This window comes from Micromonospora humidisoli (assembly GCF_016900955.1).
Taxonomy (GTDB): domain Bacteria; phylum Actinomycetota; class Actinomycetes; order Mycobacteriales; family Micromonosporaceae; genus Micromonospora; species Micromonospora wenchangensis.
In genome coordinates this window covers 157,766-179,312 of record NZ_JAFEUO010000010.1, presented here as the reverse complement: position 1 = coordinate 179,312, position 21,547 = coordinate 157,766, and the positions used below count along the sequence as shown (strand labels likewise).

The following is a 21,547-nucleotide window of genomic DNA, read 5'->3' as shown; positions in this document are numbered from 1 at the left end:
CGCCCAACAACGCGTCATCCACCAAGCCCTCCACAACGCCGGACTCCAACCCCACGACATCACCCTCATCGAAGCCCACGGCACCGGCACCCGACTCGGCGACCCCATCGAAGCCCAAGCCCTGCAGCACACCTACGGGCAACACCACACCCCGCAACGACCCGCCTGGGTTGGCGCCCTCAAGTCCAACATCGGGCACACCCAGGCCGCCGCCGGCGTCGCCGGCGTCATCAAACTCACCCACGCCCTCAACCACACCCACATGCCGCCCACCCTCCACGCCGACGAACCCACCCCCCACATCGACTGGACCACCTCCGGTCTCGCCCTGCTCACCCGACCCCAGCCCTGGCCGGACACCGGCCAACCCCGCCGCGCCGCCGTCAGCAGCTTCGGCATCAGCGGCACCAACGCCCACGTCATCCTCGAACAACCACCCACCCCACCCACCCCACCACCACCCACCACCAACCCCCCACCCCACCAACCCCTCATCATCTCCGCCCACAACCACCACACCCTCACCCAACAAGCCACCCGACTCCACCACCACCTCACCAACCACCCCCACCTCAACCCCACCGACGTGGCGTATTCGTTGACCCGGCGCGCGGCGCTGCCGGTCCGGGCCGTGGTCGTGGGCGCGGACCGGGAGGAGATCCTGGCCGGCCTGGGCTCGGTGTCGGGCACTGTCGTCCCGCCGCAGGTGCGCACGGCGTTCCTGTTCACCGGCCAGGGCGCGCAGCGGGTGGGGATGGGTCGCGAACTGCGGGAGACCTTCCCGGCGTTCCGCGCCGCCTTCGACGAGGTGTGCGCGGCCCTGGACCCGCTGCTGCCCCGTCCACTGCGGGACGTCGTCGACTCCGGCGACGGCCTCGACGACACCGGCTACACCCAGCCGGCCCTGTTCGCCTTCGAGGTCGCCCTGTTCCGGCTGCTGTCCTCGTGGGGCGTCACCCCGGACTTCGTGGCCGGACACTCCATCGGTGAACTGGCGGCCGCACACGTGGCCGGCGTGCTGTCCCTGGCCGACGCCGCCACGCTGGTCGGCGCACGGGCCCGCCTGATGCAGGACCTCCCCGCCGGTGGGGCGATGCTGGCGGTCGAGGCGACCGAGGCGGAGGTCGCCGAGGGGCAGCCCCGGCTCGACGTCGCGGCGGTGAACGGCCCCCGGTCGCTGGTGCTGGCCGGCCCCGAGGCCGTCGTCACCGAGGCGGAGGCGTCGTGGTCGCGGCGGGGTCGGCGGGTACGCCGGCTGGCGGTGTCGCACGCGTTCCACTCCTCGCTGATGACGCCGATGCTTGAGGCGTTCGCCGAGACGGCTGACGCGGTGCGGTACGCGACGCCACGGATTCCCGCCGTGTCGACGGTGACCGGCCGGCCCGTCCGGGACGAGTGGAGCGACGGCGGTTACTGGACGAACCAGATCCGCTCCACCGTCCGGTTCGCCGACGCGGTGGCGACCCTGGGCGAGCTGGGAGTGACCACGTTCCTGGAGATCGGCCCCGACACGACGCTGGCCGCGCTGGTCGACGGGGCCGTTGCGACGGGTCACCGGCGGACGTCCGAGACGCGGTCACTGGTGTCCGCCGTCGCGACGGCCTGGGCGCGGGGGGTGCCCGTCGACTGGGCCGCCTGGTTCGCCGGGACCGGCGCGACCCGGGTCGAGCTGCCCCGCTACGCCTTCCAGACCCGCAGCTACTGGGCCGTCGCGCAGACGCGGGCCGACACCGGCCCCGGCCGTACGGCGACCGGTCACCCGCTGCTCGGCGCGGCAGTCGCCCTCGCGGGTGACGATCTCACCTTCGACAGCCGGATCTCCCGACGGGACCTGCCGTGGCTGGAGGAGGTCCTGCCGGCCGCCGCCCTCACCGAACTGGTGGTCGAGGCCGGCGGGCGGGGCGGCACGTCCCTGCTGGAACAGCTCACGCTCAGCGGCCCCCTGGTGCTGCCCGCGGAGGACACCCTGGCGCTCCAGGTACGGGTGGCCACCCCGGACGCGCAGGGGCGACGCCCGGTGAGCGTGTACGTGCGGCCCGGTGACGACGGCCCGTGGCAGGTGCACGGCACCGGTGTGCTGGCCCCGGAGCCCCCCGAGCCGCCGACCGCTGCGCCGACCGGCGGCCCGCTGGTCGCCCTGCCCGAGCACCTCCACGACGAGGCGGGCCGCTACCGGCTGCACCCCGTCCTGTTCGACGCGGCCGTCCACAGCGACCTGCTCCCGGTCGAGGCGGGGACGGTCCTGGTGCCGACCGGGTGGCGCGGGGTGCACCTGCGGCACCGGGGCCCGGTGGCGGTCCACGCCGACGTCACCGTGCTCGACGAGCGGAGGGTCCGGGTCCGGCTCACCGACGGGGACGGCGACCTCGTGGGCACGGTCGACGAACTGACCTACACGGCAGTCGCGCCGCAGCAGCTGTCCCCGGCCGCCCCGGCCCTGCTGGCCCTGGGCTGGCAGCCGGCCGAGATGTCGACGCACCGGCCGGGTGGGGCCACGGTGGCCGAGCTCCCGCGCTTCGACGCCCCCGTCGCCGACGCCGTGCACGCCGCCGCCGGTTGGCTCTCCGACCTGCTCGACACCGTGCCGGACGGCCGGCCGCTCGTGGTCGTCACCCGCGGCGCGGTGCGGGTCGACGACGACGACATGCCCGACGCCACCACCGGCGCCGTCCGGGAGCTGCTGCGGGTTCGGCAACGCTCCGCCGTGGGCCGGTTCGTCCTCGTCGACGCCGACGCCGACGGGGTCGCTCCCGACCTGGTCGATGCGGTCCTGGGCCTCGACGAACCCGACGTCGCGGTGCGCCGCACCCGGCTCTACGTGCCCCGGCTGCGGCAGGCCACCCGACCGGCCGGCCCGGGGTGCGTCCTGGACCCGACGGGCACCGTCCTGTTGACCGGGGCGGAGACGACGCCGGGTCGGATCCTGGCCGCCCAGTTGGCCCGCCGACGCGACGTCGGACGGCTGTTGACGGTGGGCGACGCACGGCTCGGCCGGGAGGCACTGGCCAAGATCCTCGCCGATGTCCCGCCCGGAGAGCCGTTGACCGCCGTCATCCACGCCGGGGACGACGATCCCGGCGAGGATCTGCCCGTACACCTGGACGAGCTTCTCCCCGGTCCGGGGCCCGCCGCGTTCGTGCTGGTCAGCACGCTGGACAACCGCGCCCTGGCGGAGGCGGTGGCGCGGCGGCGTGCGCACCGCGGACTGCCGGCTGTCGTCGTGGCGTGGGGGCCGCCGGCCGGGGACGCCGTCCACCGGCCGCTGACCACGACCCGGGCGGCCACCCTGCTGGACGCCGCGTTCGCCGCCGGACCGATCGGCGTCGAGCCGCTGTTGCCGGCCTCCGCCCTGGACCTGGCGGCGGTGCCGGCCGGCACCGACGTGCCGCCGGTCCTGCGTGACCTGGTCCCCCGGCCGACGGCACCGGCCACCCGCGACGACGGCGTGCGGCTCGTCGACCGCCTCACCGGCCTGGACCCCGACGCCCAGGAGCGGCTGGTCCGTGGCCTGGTGCTCGACCAGGCGGCGCGGGCGCTGGGGCACGTCGACAGCACGGCCATCGGCCCGGACCTGCCGTTCCAGAACGCGGGCATGGACTCGATGACCGCCGTGCAGTTGCGCGACCGGCTACAGGCCGCCACCGGGCTGGTGCTCGCCCCGACACTCGTGTTCGAGCAGCCCACCCCGGCGGTCCTGGCCCGCTACCTGCTCGCGCAGCTCACCGCCGGGTCGGCCGGCACCGGTCCGGCCCCGTCGCTGTCGGCGCTGCTCGACCGGTTGGAGGCGACGGTGGCCGCCCGGGACGACGCCGACCCCGAGACGCCCCAGCTCGTCGCGCGCCTACAGGCGGTGCTGACCCGGCTCACCGACGAACGCGCGGCACCGGACGTCGACCCGACGGCCCGGCTCGCGACCGCCTCGGCCGACGAGATCTTCCACCTCATCGACACCGAACTGGGCCGCCGCGCCGACTGACGAAGGAGACGGACCCGATGTCCAACGAAGAGAAGCTCGTCGACTACCTCAAGTGGGTCACGGCCGACCTCCAGAAGGCACGCGGACGGATCGCCGAACTGGAGGCCGGCGACCGGGACCCGGTGGTGGTCGTCGGCATGTCGTGCCGGTTTCCCGGTGCCGCCAACGCCGACGAACTGTGGCAGGTCGCGGTCGGTGAGCGCGACGAGATCAGCGCCTTCCCGACCGACCGGGGCTGGGACGTCGAGGCGCTCTACCACCCCGACCCGGCCCACCCGGGCACGACCTACATCCGGGAGGCCGGGTTCGTCGACTCGGCCGGCCGGTTCGACGCCGCGTTCTTCGGGATCTCTCCCCGGGAGGCGCTGGCGATGGATCCGCAGCAGCGGATTCTGCTGGAGGCCGCCTGGGAGGCGCTGGAGGACGCCGGCATCGACCCGACCGGGCTGCGGGAGAGCCGCACGGGGGTCTTCGCGGGGCTGGTGGAGCAGAGCTATCTCGACCTCGACGCGCCTGCCGAGTTCGAGGGCTACCAGATGACCAGCAAGCTCAGCAGCATGGCGTCGGGTCGGATCGCGTACACCCTCGGGTTGGAGGGGCCGGCGGTGTCGATCGACACGGCGTGCTCGTCGGCACTCGTCGCGGTGCACCTGGCCGCGCAGTCGTTGCGCGCGGGCGAGTCCACACTGGCCCTGGCCGGTGCGTCGTACGTCGCCGCGCACCCCGGCGGGTATCTCGACGGGGCCCGGCAACGGGGCCTCGCCGCCGACGGCCGCTGCAAGCCGTTCGCCGCCGCGGCGGACGGTATCGGCTGGTCGGAGGGGGCCGGACTGGTCGTCCTCGAACGTCTCTCCGACGCCCGACGCCACGGTCACCGGGTCCTCGCGCTGATCCGCGGCAGCGCCGTCAACTCCGACGGCGCGTCCAACGGGCTGACCGCGCCGCACGGCCCGGCCCAGGAGCGGGTGATCAGGCAGGCGCTGGCGAGCGCCGGCCTGACCCCCGCCGACGTCGACGCCGTGGAGGCACACGGCACGGGCACCCGGCTGGGCGACCCGATCGAGGCCCGGGCGCTGCTCAACACCTACGGTGCGGCGAGGGCACCCGGACGACCGCTGCTCGTCGGGTCGCTGAAGTCCAACATCGGGCACGCCCAGGCCGCCTCCGGCATCGGCGGCATCATCAAGATGATCCAGGCCCTGCGGCACGGCGTGCTGCCCCGGCTCCTGCACCTGGACGAACCGACCCCGCTGGTCGACTGGTCCGTCGGCGACCTGGAACTGCTCGCCGAGACGCGGCCGTGGCCGGTGACCGGGGCACCCCGGCGGGGCGCGGTGTCGGCGTTCGGCGCGAGCGGCACCAACGCGCACCTGATCCTCGAACAGGCCCCCGCCCCGGACGACCCGCCCGCGGAGCCGGACGACGCGAAGGCCACCGCCCTGCCCTGGTTGTTGTCGGCCCGGACCCCGCAGGCGCTGCGGGCACAGGCCGCCCGCCTCGGCGGACACCTGCGGGACCTGCCGGAGGCCGCCGAGCCCGCGACGCTGCGGGACGTGGCGTTCTCGCTGGCCACCACCCGTGCCGTACTGGAGCAGCGGGCCGCCGTGGTCGGCCGGGAACTGCCCGAGGTGCTGGCCGGCCTCGACGCCCTGGCGGCGGGCGGGACGGCCGAACACGTGGTCACCGGCACGGCCGCCGACCGTGGCCGGACGGTCTTCGTCTTTCCCGGCCAGGGCAGCCAGTGGCCGGCCATGGCCGCCGAGTTGCGCCGCACCTCCGACGAGTTCGCCGACCGGATCGCCGAGTGCGTGAAGGCGTTCGAGCCGTACCTGGACTGGTCGCTCGACGACGTGTTGCGGGGCGCCCCCGACGCCCCGGGCCTCGACCGGCTCGACGTGGTGCAGCCGGCCCTGTTCGCCGTGCACGTCTCGCTGGCCGCCGTCTGGCAGGCGGCGGGGCTTCGGCCGGCCGCCGTCGTCGGCCACTCCCAGGGCGAGATCGCCGCCGCGGTCGTCGCCGGGGCGCTGAGCCTCCAGGACGGCGCGCGGGTGATCGCGGTCCGCAGCCGGCTCGCCCTCGCGTTGGAGGGTCGGGGTGGGATGGGGGCCGTCGCCCTGCCCCGCGCGGTCGTGGAGCGTCGGCTGGCCGACTGGGACGGTCGCCTCACGGTCGCGGTGGAGAACGGTCCGACGTCGGTGCTCGTCGCCGGTGACCGGGACGCCCTCGGCGAGTTCCTCGCCCGGTGCGCCGCCGAGGGCGCCCGGACGAAACGCTTCCCGGCCGACTTCCCGTCGCACTCCCCGCAGGTGGCCGCGATCCGCGACGAGATGCTCACCGCACTCGCCGGGATCAGCCCGCGCCCCGGCACGGTTCCGCTGCTCTCGACAGTGACCGGGGACTGGCTCGACACGTCCACCATGGACGCCGGCTACTGGTACGACAACATGCGTCGGCCGGTGGAGTTCTCCTCGGCCGTCCGCGCCCTCGCCGACGCCGGGCACGGGGTGTTCGTCGAGGTGAGCGCGCACCCGGTGCTGATCGGCCCGCTGCGCGACAACCTGGGGGAGGCGGCCGTGGTCGCCGGCACGCTGCGCCGCGACGCGGGCGGCCCGGCACAGTTCCACCGGTCCTTCGCCGAGCTGCACGTGCAGGGCGTCGCGGTCGACCGGGCGTACCCGTTCGCGGGGTCGGGGGCGCGGCCGGTCCGGCTGCCGACGTACCCGTTCCAGCAGGAGCGTTACTGGCACATGGCCGGCGGGCGGTCCCGGGAGGCCGGCGGGCTGGGTCTGCGGGCCACCGACCACCCGTTGCTCGGGGTGGCGGTCCCGGTGGCGGGTAGCGCGGAGACGCTGTTCAGCAGCCGGTTGTCCCGGGCGGCCGTGCCCTGGCTGACCGGGCACACCGTGGCCGGCCAACCGGTGGTGCCGTCGGCGGCCCTGCTGGAGCTGGCGGTACGCGCGGGCGACGAGGTGGGTGCGAACGTGGTGGGTGAGTTGCGGGTCGTCGCACCGCTGGTGCTGCCCGCGCGGGGTGGGCTGCACCTCCAGGTCCGGGTCGGTCCCCCGGACGAGCGGCAGGCCCGGCAGGTCACCGTGCACGCCCGGCCGGAGGACGGCGAGGTGAGCTGGCGGCTGCACGCCGAGGGCGAACTCGGGGTCCGCGCGGCCCTCGACGTCACCCCCGACAGGCAGTGGCCGCCTGACGACGCCGTCGAGATCCCGTCCGACGAGGTCCACGAGCGGTGCTCCTGCGCCGACGTCCGGTACGAGCCGCAGCTGCACGCGGTGACCGCGGCCTGGACGGTCCCCGGTTCGTCGACCGTCCACGCCGAACTCACCCTGCCCGCCGGGCTGGTCGACGAGGTGTCCCCCTACGCCACCCACCCCGTACTCGTCGAGGCGGTCGCGCAGGCGGCGCGGCTCGCGACGCCGGGTGGGGCCCGGGTGGTCGCCGGCTGGCGCGGCTGGCAGGTGCACGCCGTCGGTGCGACGACGGTGCGGGCCCGGGTGACGCCCACGCCCGACGGCGCGTTCCGGGCCGTCCTCACCGACCTCGCCGGCCGGGTGGTGGCCACCCTCGACGCGCTCCGGTTCGCCGAACTCGATCCGGTGGCGCTCTCCCGGGCCGGTGACCGCGCCCACGATGCCCTGCTGCACCTGGGCTGGGAGGCGATCGAGCTGCCCGCCCCGGCGACGCCGACGACCTGGGCCGTCCTCGCGCCCGAGGCCCCGGACCGGCCGGAGACGTTGGTCCGGGCGCTGGCCGGGGTCGCCGGGGCGGACGCCGTGCGCTACGACTGCCGGTCGGCCGCCGCGGGCGGGGCGGACAGCGCCGCCGAGGCCCACCGGCACGCCCGGCGCGTACTGCTGCTGGTGCAGGCGTGGCTCGCCGATCCGACGCTCGACGACGTGCCGCTCGTGGTGACCACCCGGGGTGCCGTCGGTGCGCCGGTGACCGACCCGGCGGCGGCCACGGTCTGGGGTCAGCTGCGGTCGGCCCAGTCCGAGAACCCGGGGCGCTTCGTGCTGGTCGACGGCGGGTCCGACGACGTCGGGTCCACCGGGCTGCTGTCGGCAGTCGTCCGGGCCGGCCTGTCCCAGTGCGCCGTCCGGGCCGGCCGGGTGCTGCTCCCCCGGCTGCGCCGGGCACCCGAGCCACCGGCGACGCCGCCGGTCTGGCGGCCGGGCGGCACGGTGCTGATCACCGGCGGTACGGGTACCCTCGGCCGGCTCTTCGCCCGGCACCTGGTCACCCGGCACGGCGTCACCGACCTGCTGCTGACCAGCCGGCGCGGCCGGCAGGCCCCCGGCGTCGACCTCCTCGTCGAGGAGTTGACCGCGCTGGGCGCCCGGGTCACGGTGGCCGCCTGCGACACCGCCGACCGGGAGGCGCTCGCCGCGACCCTGGCGGCCCTGCCGGCCGACCGTCCGTTGACCGGGGTGGTGCACGCGGCGGGCACCATCGACGACGGCCTCGTCACGGCGGTGACCCCGGCACGGCTGGCGGCGGTGCTGCGGCCCAAGGTGGACGCGGCCTGGCACCTGCACGAGCTGACCCGGCACCTCGACCTGTCGGCGTTCGTGCTGTTCTCCTCGCTGGCCGGTGTCATCGGCGGTGCCGGACAGTCCAGCTACGCCGGCGCGAACACCTTCCTGGACGCGCTCGCCGAGCACCGGCGGGCGCTCGGGCTCGCGGCCACCTCGGTCGCCTGGGGGCTGTGGGCGGTCAGCGGCGCGGACGGGGAGTTGAGCAGCGCCGACGTCGAGCGGATCACCCGGGCCGGTTACCCACCGATCGCCACCGAGCAGGGGCCGCCGATGCTCGACGCGGCGCTCGCGTTGCAGTGGGCGACCTCGGTGGCCGCACCGCTCGACCTCGCCGCCCTGCGCGGGCAGCCGTCGGCGGTGCCGGCGTTGTTCGACGGGTTGCTCCGTCAGCCGCGCCGGGGACGTGTCCGCAACGACGCGACGTCGGGCCCGTCGCTCACCGAGGCCCTGGCCGGCCTACCCGTCGAGGAACGCCGCGAGCTGCTCGTCCAGGTGGTGCGGGCCGAGGCCGGGGCGGTGCTGGGTCACGCCGACCCCGCCGGGATACCGGTCGGGCAGCCGTTCACGGAGCTCGGCTTCGATTCCCTGACCGGGGTGGAGTTCCGCAACCGGCTCGGCGCGCTGACCGAGCTGCGGCTGCCCACCACGTTCGTCTTCGACCACCCGAACGTCGACGCCGTGGCCACGTTCCTCGACGGGCAGCTCGGTGGTGACGTCGCGCCCGCCGCCCCGGTGGAGATCGACTTCGCTGCCGAGGTAGGGCTCGCCGAGGACATCCGGCCCGCCGCCGACCTCGTCCGCGTCGTGGAGGATCCGCGTGCGGTGCTGCTGACCGGCGCGACCGGTTTCCTCGGCGCGTTCCTGCTGCGGGACCTGCTGCGCGACACCGACGCCCGGGTGCACTGCCTGGTCCGGGCGGCGGACGGGGAGGCGGCGTGGCAGCGGCTGCGCGCCAACCTGGAGTGGTACGGCATCGGGAACGAGATCGACGCGGAGCGGGTGGTGGTGGAGGTCGGCGACCTCGCCGCGCCCGGACTGGGCCTGGACGGCGACCGGTACGACGTCCTCGCCCGTACGGTCGACGCGGTCTACCACGCCGGCGCGGCCGTCAACTGGGTGCAGCCGTACGCCACGGTGAAGGGGGCGAACGTGCTGGGCACGGAGGAGATCCTGCGACTGGCGGCGCGGTACCGCACCGTGCCGGTGCACCACGTCTCCACGCTCGGCGTCTTCGTCGGCAGGGACACCGCCGGGGTGCCCATCCGGGCCAGCGACCCGACCGGTCCCGGCAGCACCCTGCCCACCGGGTACACCCAGAGCAAGTGGGTGGCCGAGCAGATGATCGAGATCGGCCGCTCCCGTGGGCTGCCGATCTCCGTCTACCGGATCGACCTGATCGCCGGGGACGACCGTACCGGGGCGTGCCAGAGCCGGGACTTCGTCTGGCTGGCGGTGAAGGGCATGCTCCAGGCCGCCGCCGTGCCGGGGCGCATCCCGGTGCGGTTCCGGCTGATGCCGGTCAGCTACAGCAGCGCCGCGATCGTGCACATCTCCCGGCGGGCGCAGGCCGCCGGGGGCACGTTCCACGTGGCCAACCAGAGCGCCGTGACGTTCGGGGAGATGGTGGACGAGCTGCGGGCGGCCGGCTACCGGCTGACCGACCGCGACCCGCAGGACTGGCGGGCCGCGATCACCGGTGACCCGGAGAACGCGCTGCTGCCGCTGCTGGACGCCTTCGAGGTGATGGCGCAGGCCCCGGAGCGGTTCTACCCGCCGGTGGACGACCGGGAGACCGTCGAGGCGCTCGCGGGCAGCGGCATCGTCTGCCCACCGGCGACCCGGGCGCTGTTCCGCCGGCACGTCGAGTTCTTCGTCGCCCGCGGGTACCTGCCCGCCGCACCGTCCGACGGGTCGTGACCCGTCGGACGGTGCCGGGCCGGCGGCACCGTCCGCGCCCGGTCACCGGGCCCGCCGGGTGCGTACCCGGCGGGCCCGGTGACCGGAGGCGACCAGCTAGAAGACGATCAGGGTCAGCGGGTGGGAGATGCCGATGCCACCGCGGGTGTCGTACGCCCGGACGGTGAAGGTCGACGAACCGACCGCCGCCAGGTCGACCTGGAACTGGAAGCGCTGTCCGTTGCGGGTCGGCGTCGCGGTCGACCGGGTCGCGCCGAGGTACAGCTCCACCCGGTCGACCGCGTCGCCGGCGTCGACCTCGGTGACGTCGGCGGTCAGCGTGACGGTGGTCGGTCCGGGGAAGTAGGTCTGCCCGCCGGGGGTGCTCAGCGCCACCCTCGGTGGCTGGTTGGTGCCGCTGGTCGGGGGCGTGACCACCGTGATCAGCCGGGGCGGGGCACCGCCGGACAGCGACTGGTCGGTGCCGGCGGAGACGTACAGCAGGTAGCTGGTGCTGGTCCCGGGGGCCCCGACCGGCGGGGTCCACGACGCGTCGTACCGGTCGCCGGCGGACCGCACGCCCTGGGCCACCGTGACGCCGTCCACCCGGAACGACACCCCGGTGATGTGGTGGCCGCCGCCCACGGTCGCGGTCGCCGCGAGCGGGACGGGACCGGGTGCGGTGTACACCGCCCCGACGGCCGGGCTGAGCCAGGTGACGATCGCCGGGTAGTCGGCGACCGGTGGCGAGGTGGTCGGCCCGGTCGGTGTCATGCTGGGCAGCACCCCGCCGGTGCAGGCGACGCCGTTGAGGGTGAACGCCGCCGGTTTGGGGTTGCTGAGGAACCAGGCACCGACGAAACCGATGTTCGCCGAGCCGTTGGTGCCGAGGGCCGCGTTCCAGTTGAGGTTGGTCGCGCTGACCTGCTGGCCGGTCTGGGTCCAGGTGGCGCTCCAGCTCTGTGCGATCCGCTGGTCGACGGCGGGGAACGCGAACCGTAACGTCCAGCCGTTGACCGGCGCACCGAGGTTGGTGACCACGAGGTCGGCCTGGAAGCCGTCGGTCCACTGGCTGGTGACGACGTAGTCCACCCGGCAGCCGGCGGCGGCGTTCGCCGTACCGGCGTGCGAGACCGCCGCCATCGTCGCGACCAGGGCAACAACGACGGCGACCACCGCCGTCAGCGATTTTCGCATGGCACACCCCGCCATAAATCGTTGGGCATCAATAAGTACGACGACTGTCCTGCGGTCCCGCTCGCCTTGTCAAGACAAGGACGGGAGTCCTGCCGCCGGCAGGACGTCGGGGTGGCCGGCCGATGGTCCGGCCACCCCGACGAGACGTCCCGACGGGCCGCCCCGAACGCCCTATCCCCCGGCCGGGACGCGCGCCGTCACCGCCCGCAGGTGTCGCAGGCCGTCGGTGGCCAGCCGGTCCTGCGAGGGGGCCAACGGACGCCAGATCGCCGCCGCGGTGGCGATGGTGTCGTTCTCCGCCGTGAACGACTCGATGCAGACCGCACCCCGGTAGCCGGTCTCCCCCAGCACGGCGAAGAACCGCGGCCAGTCGAAGTGGTCCGACCCCGGGGCACCCCGGTGGGTGCCGCTGACCTGGACGTGCTTGACGTACGGGCCGGCGGCGGCGAGCGCCGCGTACGGATCGGACTCCTCGATGTTCATGTGGTAAGTGTCGATCATGATGCCGACGCTCGACGGCAACCCGTCGATCAGCTCGATCGTCTGCCCGACGGTGTTGACCACGCTCGTCTCGTACCGGTTCAGCGCCTCCACCCCGATGCTCACGCCGCACTCGCCGGCCTGCTCGGCCACCGGCGCCAGCGCCCGCCGGAAGTCCGCATGGCAGGCCGCCCGCGCCGCCTGCGACATCCGCCAGGTACGCCCGACCGAGGCGTACACCGGGCCGCCCACGCAGGGCGCACCGACCGCCGCCGCAGCCGCCACGCACCCCCGCAGGTACGCCACCGTCGACTCCACCACCGCCGGGGCGGCGTCGACCAGTTCCCGCCCCGGCGGGGTGACCGCGCAGACCGCCGCCGCGACCAGACCGTGCGCGGCCAGCAGGTCCCGGGTCCGGGCCGGGTCCCAGTCGCCGGGCTGCTCGATCGGCAGTTCCACCGCGTCGAAGCCGAACGACGCGATCCGCGGCACCAGCGTGGCGAGGGCCTCGTCGTCGACGGGCGACGCCCACACCCAGGGGTTCACCCCGAACGCGTACACCGGGCCTACTTCCAGCGCTGCGGGTAACCGGGCAGGTCGGTGCAGCCGCACATCGCGTAGTGCAGCGGCGGCATGCCCGGGTCCAGGTACCGGTCCAGGTTGTCCTGGGTGATGGTCGGCTGGGGCAGCTTCCACGGGTTGGCCACCTGCTGCCCGTCGAGGATGCGCAACGCCGCGATGACCGGCGTACGCCACTGGTACGTCGGGTACGTCGGCGCGATCGCGGTCAGGCCCTTGTCCTTCCACACCTTCAGGAAGTCGAGCTGGTCCTCCCCGTTGATCGGCGGCACCGGCTTGCCCGCGTCCTGGAACGCCTCGACGGCCGCGACGGCGACCGCGCCGGCGTCCATCCACACGCCGTCGATGGTGCCGTACCGCTGGAGGTAGTCGTCGACGATCTTCTTGGTCTTGGCCGGGTCGCCGTCGGTGAACTCGACCCCCACCACGTCGACCTTCGCCTTGTCGAACGCGACCTTCGCCGCCGACCAGCGGGTCTCCAGCACGTCGACGCCGGGCAGGATGCGCAGGGCGAGGACCTTGCCGCCCGGCTTGATCTTCTGGCTGACGAACTCCGCCCCGACGTGGCCGAAACCGTAACCGCCGATCGGGTTGATGAACGTCACCGGGCACTTCGTGCTGACCCCACGGTCGAACACGACCACCGGCAGGCCGGCCTTGCAGGCCGCCTCGACGGCCGGGGTCAGCGTGGCGGTGGTGTTCGGCGAGACGATCAGCGCGTCGCAGCCCTTGCCGAGCAGGTCGTTGATGTCGGCGATCTGCTTCTGGTCCTTGCCCTCGGCGTCGACGTGCACGAACTCACTGATCCGGCTGCCCTGCGCGGCCACCTCCGCCTGCATGGTCTTGAACCCGACCTGCCGCCACGGGTTGTTCAGCGCCGCGTTCGAGAAGCAGAGCTTGTGCGGGCCGGCCTTCCTGAACGTCGTGGTGTCCACCATGGTCGGGTTGAGCATCTGCTCCCACGGCTTGTCCGCCGGGCCGGTCGGGGTCGCGCCGAGCAGCGCCAACTCGGCGTCGTAGTCGGCCTGCACGAAGAACTTCGACTGCTCCCCGGTGCCCGAACCGGCGGCCGAGGTGGAACCGCCGCCCGGCCCTCCGCCCGGTTCGTCGGTGGCGCAGGCGGTCAGGGACAGCAGGGTGACGGCGGCCAGCGCCGCCAGGCAACGTCGCACTATGGTTTCCCCTTATCGTGACGAAGAACGGGTAGCCGAGACCGCCACGGCGAGCAGGATGATCGCGCCCTGGACGGTGGACCTGAGGGCGCCGGAGACGCCGTAGAAGTTCATCAGGGCGAAGAGCAGTTCGAGGCTGAGCGCGCCGAGCATCGCGCCGACGACCGAGCCACGGCCCCCGCCGAGCGCCACGCCACCGAGCACCACCGCGGTGATCGCCCCGAACTCCAGGCCCGCCCCGGCCTGGAAGGACACCCCGCTGTAGCCGCCGAGCAGGATCGCCGCCACGGCCGCCGCGAGCCCGCTGAGGACGAAGGCGACCGTCCGGGTACGCCAGACGCGCACCCCGCTCAGCTGCGCGGTGCGCGGGTTGTCGCCGACGGCCAGCAGGGTCCGGCCGAAGTCCGACCGCATCAGCAGCACCGCGAGCGCCGCGACGACCACCAGGACCAGCAGCGCGTACGGCATCCGGCCGAGCAGCGGCACGTCCTCGATCGCCCGCCTGCCGAACCGGCGGAACTCCTCGGAGAGGCCACCCTTCGGCGCGCCGTCCGACCACAGGTAGACCGCGCCGACCAGGATCAGGAACATGCCCAGCGTGGTGATGAACGACGGCACCCGCAGGCGCGTCGTGACCAGGCCGTTGACCAGCCCGACCAGCGCGCCGAAGACGAGCAGGAGCAGCACCACCGGCCAGGTCCGGGCCGGATCGCTGTCGATCAGCCGGGCCGCCACCACCACCTGCGCGGTGACCAGTGAGCCCACCGACAGGTCGAACTCACCGGAGACGATCACGAAGTACTGGCCGGCGGCGAGCAGGATGACCGGCGCCGACCGGCCGAGGAAGGACATCAGCGACGGCGGGTCGAGGAAGTCGGGCTGCCGGATGCCGACGAGCACCAGCAGCACCGCGAGGAGGGCCAGGATCGGCAGCACCCCGCCGGGGCGCAGCCGGACGCGACGCGGTGACGACGGACGACGCTGGACGAGCTGCATGGCTAGGACGCCGCCTTCCGCAGGGCCCGACGGGCGTAGACGGCGACCGCGGCGATGATCACCACGCCGCGGATCACCTGCTTGAAGAACGCGTCCACCTCAAGCTGGTTGAATATCGCGTCGATGCTGGCGAGCAGCAGCACCCCGCCGACCGTGCCGACGACCCCGCCCCGCCCACCGGCGAGCGCGGTCCCGCCGATCACCACCGCGGCGATCGACTCCAGGTCGTAGAGGCCCTCGGTGCCCACCCGGGGCGCACCCGAACCGAGCCGGCTGGCCAGGTAGATCCCGGCCAGCCCGGCACACAGCGAGCACAGCACGTGCGCGGCGACGAGGACCCGGTCGTTGCGGACCCCGGAGAGCCGGGCCACCTCCGGATCGCCGCCCACGGCGACCAGGTGGTGCCCGAAGCGGGTCCGTGCCAGCGCGAACCAGACCACCCCGGTCAGCGCCAGCAGCAGCAGGAACGACAGCGGCACCGGGCCGACCCGCTGGTAGCCCAGCGACTGCACCAGCGCGGGCGAGGTGGTCCCGGCCGGGCCGTCGTAGTTGCTGTCGAGGTACCCCTTGAGCAGCAGCCCGACGCCGAGGGTGGCGATGAACGCGTTGACCCGGAACCGGGTCACGAGCAGCCCGTTGAGCAGCCCCACCCCGGCGCTGACCGCGAGCGCCAGACCGACCGCCGGCAGCAGCGCGCCGTCGCTGCCGTTCATCGTCTCGGCCGCGACCAGGGTGCTCAGACTGATCACGTACGCCACGGAGAGGTCCAGCGAACCACCGAGGATGACCAGCGTCTGGCCGACGGCGACGAGCCCGAGACCGGCCGCGACGTGCAGCAGGCTCACCGTCGTAGCCTGGTTGAACAGCTGCCCGCCGTCGACCAGGACGACCAGCCAGCCGACCGCCAGGGTGAGCCCCAGCGCCACGAACACGCCCGGCACCCGACGTCGGACCGGCAACAACGACAGGGCGCTCACCGGTCGGTCTCCGTTCGCGACTGCGGGGCTCGCAAACCCGGCTCACTCCTCGCGCTCACCGGTCGGCCTCCGGGGCGTGGCCGACGGCGAGGGCCACCACGTCCTCCTCGGTGGCGTCGGCGGGGAGTTCGCCGGCTATCCGGCCGTCGCGCATGACGACGATCCGGTCGCTCATCCCCAGCAGCTCGGGCAGGTCCGAGGAGATCATCAGCACCGCCGCGCCGTCGCGGGCCAGCCGGCGGACGAGGTCGTGGATGGCCGACTTCGCCCCCACGTCGATGCCCCGGGTCGGCTCGTCGAACAGCAGCACCCGGGGGTCGAGCGCCAGCCAGCGGGCCAGCACCACCTTCTGCTGGTTGCCGCCGGACAGGAAACGGATCTCCTGGTCGTCGCCGGCGGCGCGGACCTCGACGGCGGCGAGCAGGTCACGGACCCGGCGGGTGCGGGCGGCGTGACCGGACCGGGCCGGGAAGACGGCCCGGCCGGCGAGCAGCGCGTTGTCGAGCACCGACTGCCGGGGCACGATCCCCTCGCCCTTGCGGTCCTCGGTGACGTAGGCGATGCCGGCCCGCACGGCGGCGCGGGGTGAACGCAGCCGCACCGGCCGGCCGTCCAGCGTCACGTCGCCGGTGGTGAACGGGGAGACGCCGAACAGCGCACGGGCCAGCGCCGAGCGTCCGGAACCCTGCAACCCGCCGATGCCGAGCACCTCGCCGGCCCGCAGGTCCAGGTCGACGGCGCGCAGCTTCCGGTTGCCCGCGCCGCGGACGGTCAGGCGTACCGGGCCGAGGTCGTCAGGGGCGGCCCGGTCGGGGTAGTAGCTGGACAGTTCCCGACCGACCATGTGCCGGACGAGGTCGTCGGTGGAGGTGTCGGCGGTGTCCACGGTGGTGACCAGGCGGCCGTCCTTGAGGACCGTGATCCGGTCGGACAGGTCGAAGACCTCGGTGAGCCGGTGCGAGACGTACAGCACGCCGATGCCCCGCTGCTGGAGCCGGCGGACCAGCCCGTAGAGCAGCTCGACCTCGTGGTCGGCCAGCGCGGCGGTGGGTTCGTCCATGATGAGCAGCCGGGCGTCCAGGGCGAGCGCCTTGGCGATCTCGACGACCTGCTGCTGGGCGACGCCGAGCCGCCCCACCCGGGTGTCGGCGGCCAGGTCGGTCTCCCCGATCGCGGCGAGCAGGCTGCGGGTGTGCTCCCGCATCGCCCGCCGGTCGACCAGCCCGTGCCGCACCGGCTCGTGTCCGAGGTGGACATTTTCGGCGACGGTACGCTCCGGCAGCAGGTTGAACTCCTGGTGGATGATGCCGATCCCGGCCCGCTGTGCGTCACGGGGGCCCCGGAGGACCCGGCGTGCACCGGCCACCTCGATGCTGCCCGTGTCCGGGGCGTACCCGCCCGAGACGATCTTCATGAGGGTGGACTTGCCGGCCCCGTTCTCACCGACGACGGCGTGCACCTCGCCCGGTGCGACGTCGAGGTCGATCCCGTCGAGCACGCGTACCCCGAGGAAGGACTTGCCGATACCCCGGAGGGTCAGCAGCGGCGGCGGATCGGGCATCCCGGAAACCCTCACTGAAAGTAGTCATCGGCGTGGTCGATGTTCCGCGTCCGACACGGTCGGACTGCCGGACGGTGAACTTTCGCTGTCCCTCGTGAGCGCTTACGTCGCCAAGGAGCAAACTTTCCTTGACATCGACGAAACATCACACGTATGAAGATAGATGTTTCGATGCTTCTCCACAATCCTCGATCTTCGCGCGCCGCCGGTCCGGGCACCCGAGCAGCGTCGACACCGGGTCGAGGGTCGACGCGCGCCCGCAGCCGGATCGTCGAAACATCGAACCTTACCCCATCCATTGACAGCTATCGATGACTGACCCATCCTGACCTCGCGGCCCACCGGGCGGGCACATCACCGACGTCACTCTGCGCGACGAAATGCGGGGCGGACGGCCGTTGCGGCGGACGGCCCGCCGACCCCGGCAGCACGCCCGCGCCCGCCACGCGTCCCGGCGTCCACCGGACGCGCGGACGGGCCGTGGTCGCCACCGGAAATTCCCGCCGACACCTAGGAGACGGCATGCGTCGCACCACGTTGCTCATCGGCATGATCGCCGGGCTGTTACTGTCGCTCGGACTCGCACCACCCGCGTCGGCGGCCCCGGCCTTCCGCGCCCTGCTGTTCACCAAGACGGTGGGCTACCGGCACGACTCGATCCCCGCCGGGATCAGCATGTTCCAGCAGCAGGCGGCGGCGAACAACTTCGAGCTGGTGCAGACCGAGGACTCCAGCGTCTTCACCGCGGCCAACCTGGCCACCTTCGACGTGATCATCATGTTCCAGACCTCCGGCATGGTCTGGACCTCGGCGGCCCAACGGCAGGCCGTGGAGGGCTACCTGGCCAGCGGCAAGGGCATCGTCGGCATCCACAACGCCCTGGACATGGGCATCGAGGGCGAGTACCCCTGGTGGGACCAGACCCTCAACGGCGGCGCCCACATGCCCGAGCACTCCCCCGGCGTACTGCCCGGCACCGCCATCGTCGCCGACAAGCAGCACCCGTCGACCACCGGCCTGCCGGACCGGTGGAACCGCAGCGAGGAGTGGTACAACTTCGACACCAACCCGCGCGGCAACGTGCACGTGTTGGTGACCGCCGACGAGCGGACGTACAACCCGGGGTCCCGGGCGATGGGCCCGGACCACCCGATCTCCTGGTGCCGCACCGCCGCCGGCGGGCGGGTGTGGGCCACCGCGATGGGCCACGCGATCGACTCCTACAGCGAGACGAACTTCCGCAACCACGTGCTCGGCGGGGTGAAGTGGGCCGCCGGCAACCTGCCCGGCGACTGCGGCGGCACCGTGTGGGGCAACTTCGAGAAGCGCACCCTGGACGACAACACGGTCGACCCGATGGCGCTGAACGTGCTGCCCGACGGCCGGGTCATGTACGTCCAACGCGGCGGCCAGGTCAAGATCTTCAAGCCGGCCACCAACAGCACCGTCACCGCCGCCACCCTGAGCGTCTACACCGGCGGCGAGGACGGTCTCACCGGCATGGCGATCGACCCGAACTTCGCCACCAACGGCTACGTGTACCTCTACCACTCGCCGGCGAGCAGCAGCACCGACGTCAACCGCGTCTCCCGCTACACGCTGTCCGGTGACACCCTCAACCTGTCCACCGAGGCCCGGATCATCGACATCCCGGCGTACCGGGACCGCACCTTCCCCGAGCCCGGCCACACCGGCGGCTACATCGACTTCGGCCCGGACGGGAACCTCTACATCGGCACCGGTGACGACACCCCGCCGAACCTCGACCCCAACTGGCAGGGCTACGCGCCGCTGGACTGGCGGGCCGGCAAGTCCAACCTCGACGCCGCCCGCAGCGCCGGCAACACCAACGACCTGCGGGGCAAGCTGTTGCGCATCCGCCCGTCGGACAGCGGCGGCTACACGGTCCCGACCGGCAACCTCTACCCCCAGGGTACGGCGCAGACCCGGCCGGAGATCTACGCGATGGGCTTCCGCAACCCGTTCCGGTTCTCGATCGACCCGGCCAACGGCTGGGTCTACCTGGCCGACTACGGGCCGGACCGCAACCCGCCCACCACCAACCGCGGCCCCGAGGGCCTGGTCGAACTCAACGTGATCAAGTCGCCAGGCAACTACGGGTGGCCGTTCTGCCACGGCGACAACCAGCCCTACGCGCCGTTCAATCCGGACACCGGGGTGGTCGGCGCGAAGTTCAACTGCAACGCCCCGGTCAACAACTCCCCCAACAACACCGGCCTGACCAGCCTGAAGCCAGTCGTCGCCCCCAACATGTGGTACGGCTACGGCACCTCGCCGAACTTCCCGGAGCTGGGCTCCGGCGGCTCCGGCCCGATGGGTGGCCCGGTCTACCGCTACGACCCGGCGAACCCGTCGGCCACCAAGTTCCCGCCCTACTACGACGGGGTGCACTTCTTCTACGAGTGGTCGCGCAGCTACCTCAAGGAGGTGCACTTCGACTCGGCGACGGTGGTGACCCGTACCAACACGTTCCTGCCCGGCGGGCGGTTCAACAAGCCGATGGACCTGGAGTTCGGCAAGGACGGCTCGCTCTACGTACTGGAGTGGGGCACCAACTTCGGCGGCGGCAACAGCGACTCCGGGCTCTACCGGATCGACTACATCCAGGGCGGCCGGTCGCCGATCGCCAAGGCCGTCGGGACGCCCACCAGCGGCCTCGCCCCGCTGAACGTCCAGTTCAGCAGCGCCGGCACGGCCGACCCGGACCCGGGCAACACGCTGAGCTACCAGTGGACGTTCGGCGACGGCACCACCTCGACGGCGGCCAACCCGTCGCACGTCTACACCACCAACGGCAACTACACGGCGCAGTTGAAGGTCACCGACAACACGGGCAAGACAGGCTTCGCCAACGTCCAGATCACCGTCGGGAACACCGCACCGGTGATCACCATCACCACCCCGGCCAACGGCGGCATGCTCACCTTCGGCGACAAGGTGTCGTACCAGATCAGCGTCACCGACCCGGACGGCGGCACGGTCGACTGCACCAAGGTGGTCGTCAACCCGGCGCTGGGCCACGACGACCACGCCCACGAGACCACCGAGTACCCGGGCTGCTCGGGCACCATCTCCACCGACCTGCTCGGCGGGCACCCCGACGGCGCGAACCTGTTCTACGTGCTCAACGCCCGCTACACCGACAGCGGCGGCCCCGGCGGCGCGTCCCCGCTCACCGGCACCGCGCAGGCGATCCTGCAACCCAAGCACAAGCAGGCCGAGTACTTCAGCAGCCAGTCCGGCATCCGGGTGGTCGACCAGGCCGCCGCGGAGAGCACCAAGCGGGTCGGTGACATCTCCAACAACGACTGGATCGCGTTCACCCCGATGAGCCTGTCGGGCATCTCGACGGTCAGCTACCGGCTGTCGTCGCCGTCCGGTGGCGGCACGATCGAACTGCGGGCCGACTCGCCGACCGGCACGCTGCTGGCCACCACACCGGTGCCGAGCACCGGGGGCTGGGACAACTACCAGTCCACCGCGCCGGTGAGCGTGGCCGCGTTGTCCGGGACGCACCCGCTGTACCTGGTGTTCAAGGGCAGCACGAACAACTGGTTCGACCTCGACTCGCACACCTTCGGCGGCAACGGGGTCGGCCAGCCCGGCACCGGGACCGGCACCGGCGTGGCGGGGAAGACCTGGACGCTCACCGCGCTGCACAGCGGCAAGCTGATGGACGTCAGCGGCGTCTCCACCGCCGACGGCGCGCAGCTCACCCAGTGGGCGGCCACCGGCGGCAACAACCAGAAGTGGCAGGCCGTGGACGCCGGTAACGGGGCGGTCTACCTCAAGGCGGTGCACAGCAACAAGTGCGCCGAGGTGATCGGCGGTTCCACCACCGCGGGGGCGTTCCTCCAGCAGGCCACCTGCACCAACGGCAACCAGCAGAAGTTCACCGCGACGGCGACCACGACCGCCGGGGTCTACACGGTGCGCAACGTGCAGAGCGGGCTCTGCCTGGACGTCAACGGCGCCGCCACCACCGACGGCGCCCGCCTGTTGCAGTGGACCTGTCACGGGGCGAGCAACCAGCAGTGGCGGTTCACCCAGGTGTGACGAACGGTCCATCGCCGTCGCGGCGGCGGTAGGCCGGGAGGGCCGGCTCCGGATGTCGGAGCCGGCCCTCTGCGCTCGCGTCGGGCCCC

9 protein-coding genes are annotated in these 21,547 nt (G+C 73.1%); 3 read left to right on the top strand and 6 right to left on the bottom strand.

The window, feature by feature from the left end; translation table 11 throughout:
• Both JQN84_RS29095 and JQN84_RS29090 read left to right on the top strand, forming a co-directional pair.
• Window positions 1-3,976 (top strand): acyltransferase domain-containing protein (locus JQN84_RS29095; RefSeq protein ID WP_204961782.1); only part of this gene is annotated, 3,976 nt, incomplete at its 5' end.
• A 17-nt stretch (window positions 3,977-3,993) separates the two neighbouring features.
• On the top strand, window positions 3,994-10,440 hold the full coding sequence (locus JQN84_RS29090) for a type I polyketide synthase (RefSeq protein ID WP_204961781.1): 6,447 nt from the start codon (window positions 3,994-3,996) through the stop codon (window positions 10,438-10,440).
• Window positions 10,441-10,536: 96 nt separating this feature from the next.
• Here the strand turns inward: JQN84_RS29090 and JQN84_RS29085 are convergent, their stop codons facing one another.
• From JQN84_RS29085 to JQN84_RS29060, 6 genes are all read right to left on the bottom strand, one after another.
• Complete coding sequence (locus JQN84_RS29085; RefSeq protein ID WP_204961780.1) at window positions 10,537-11,616, bottom strand: cellulose binding domain-containing protein; 1,080 nt, start codon at window positions 11,614-11,616, stop codon at window positions 10,537-10,539.
• Between the two features lie 171 nt (window positions 11,617-11,787).
• Window positions 11,788-12,657: a sugar phosphate isomerase/epimerase family protein gene (locus JQN84_RS29080; protein ID WP_204961779.1), complete on the bottom strand. Its 870-nt coding sequence runs from the start codon at window positions 12,655-12,657 to the stop codon at window positions 11,788-11,790.
• Between the two features lie 5 nt (window positions 12,658-12,662).
• Window positions 12,663-13,847, bottom strand: a complete 1,185-nt coding sequence (locus JQN84_RS29075) for a substrate-binding domain-containing protein (protein WP_307821473.1) — start codon at window positions 13,845-13,847, stop codon at window positions 12,663-12,665.
• A 12-nt stretch (window positions 13,848-13,859) separates the two neighbouring features.
• Window positions 13,860-14,843: an ABC transporter permease gene (locus JQN84_RS29070; protein ID WP_204961778.1), complete on the bottom strand. Its 984-nt coding sequence runs from the start codon at window positions 14,841-14,843 to the stop codon at window positions 13,860-13,862.
• A 2-nt stretch (window positions 14,844-14,845) separates the two neighbouring features.
• The gene (locus tag JQN84_RS29065; protein WP_204961777.1) at window positions 14,846-15,820 is read right to left on the bottom strand and encodes an ABC transporter permease; all 975 of its coding nucleotides are present in this window, start codon (window positions 15,818-15,820) and stop codon (window positions 14,846-14,848) included.
• Between the two features lie 55 nt (window positions 15,821-15,875).
• Complete coding sequence (locus tag JQN84_RS29060; RefSeq protein WP_204961776.1) at window positions 15,876-17,381, bottom strand: sugar ABC transporter ATP-binding protein; 1,506 nt, start codon at window positions 17,379-17,381, stop codon at window positions 15,876-15,878.
• A 522-nt stretch (window positions 17,382-17,903) separates the two neighbouring features.
• Between JQN84_RS29060 and JQN84_RS29055 the strand changes: the two genes are divergently transcribed.
• Window positions 17,904-21,458 carry a ThuA domain-containing protein gene (locus JQN84_RS29055; protein ID WP_204961775.1) on the top strand — a complete coding sequence of 1,185 codons (3,555 nt, stop codon included), beginning with the start codon at window positions 17,904-17,906 and terminating at the stop codon, window positions 21,456-21,458.
• Window positions 21,459-21,547: the final 89 nt, after the last annotated feature.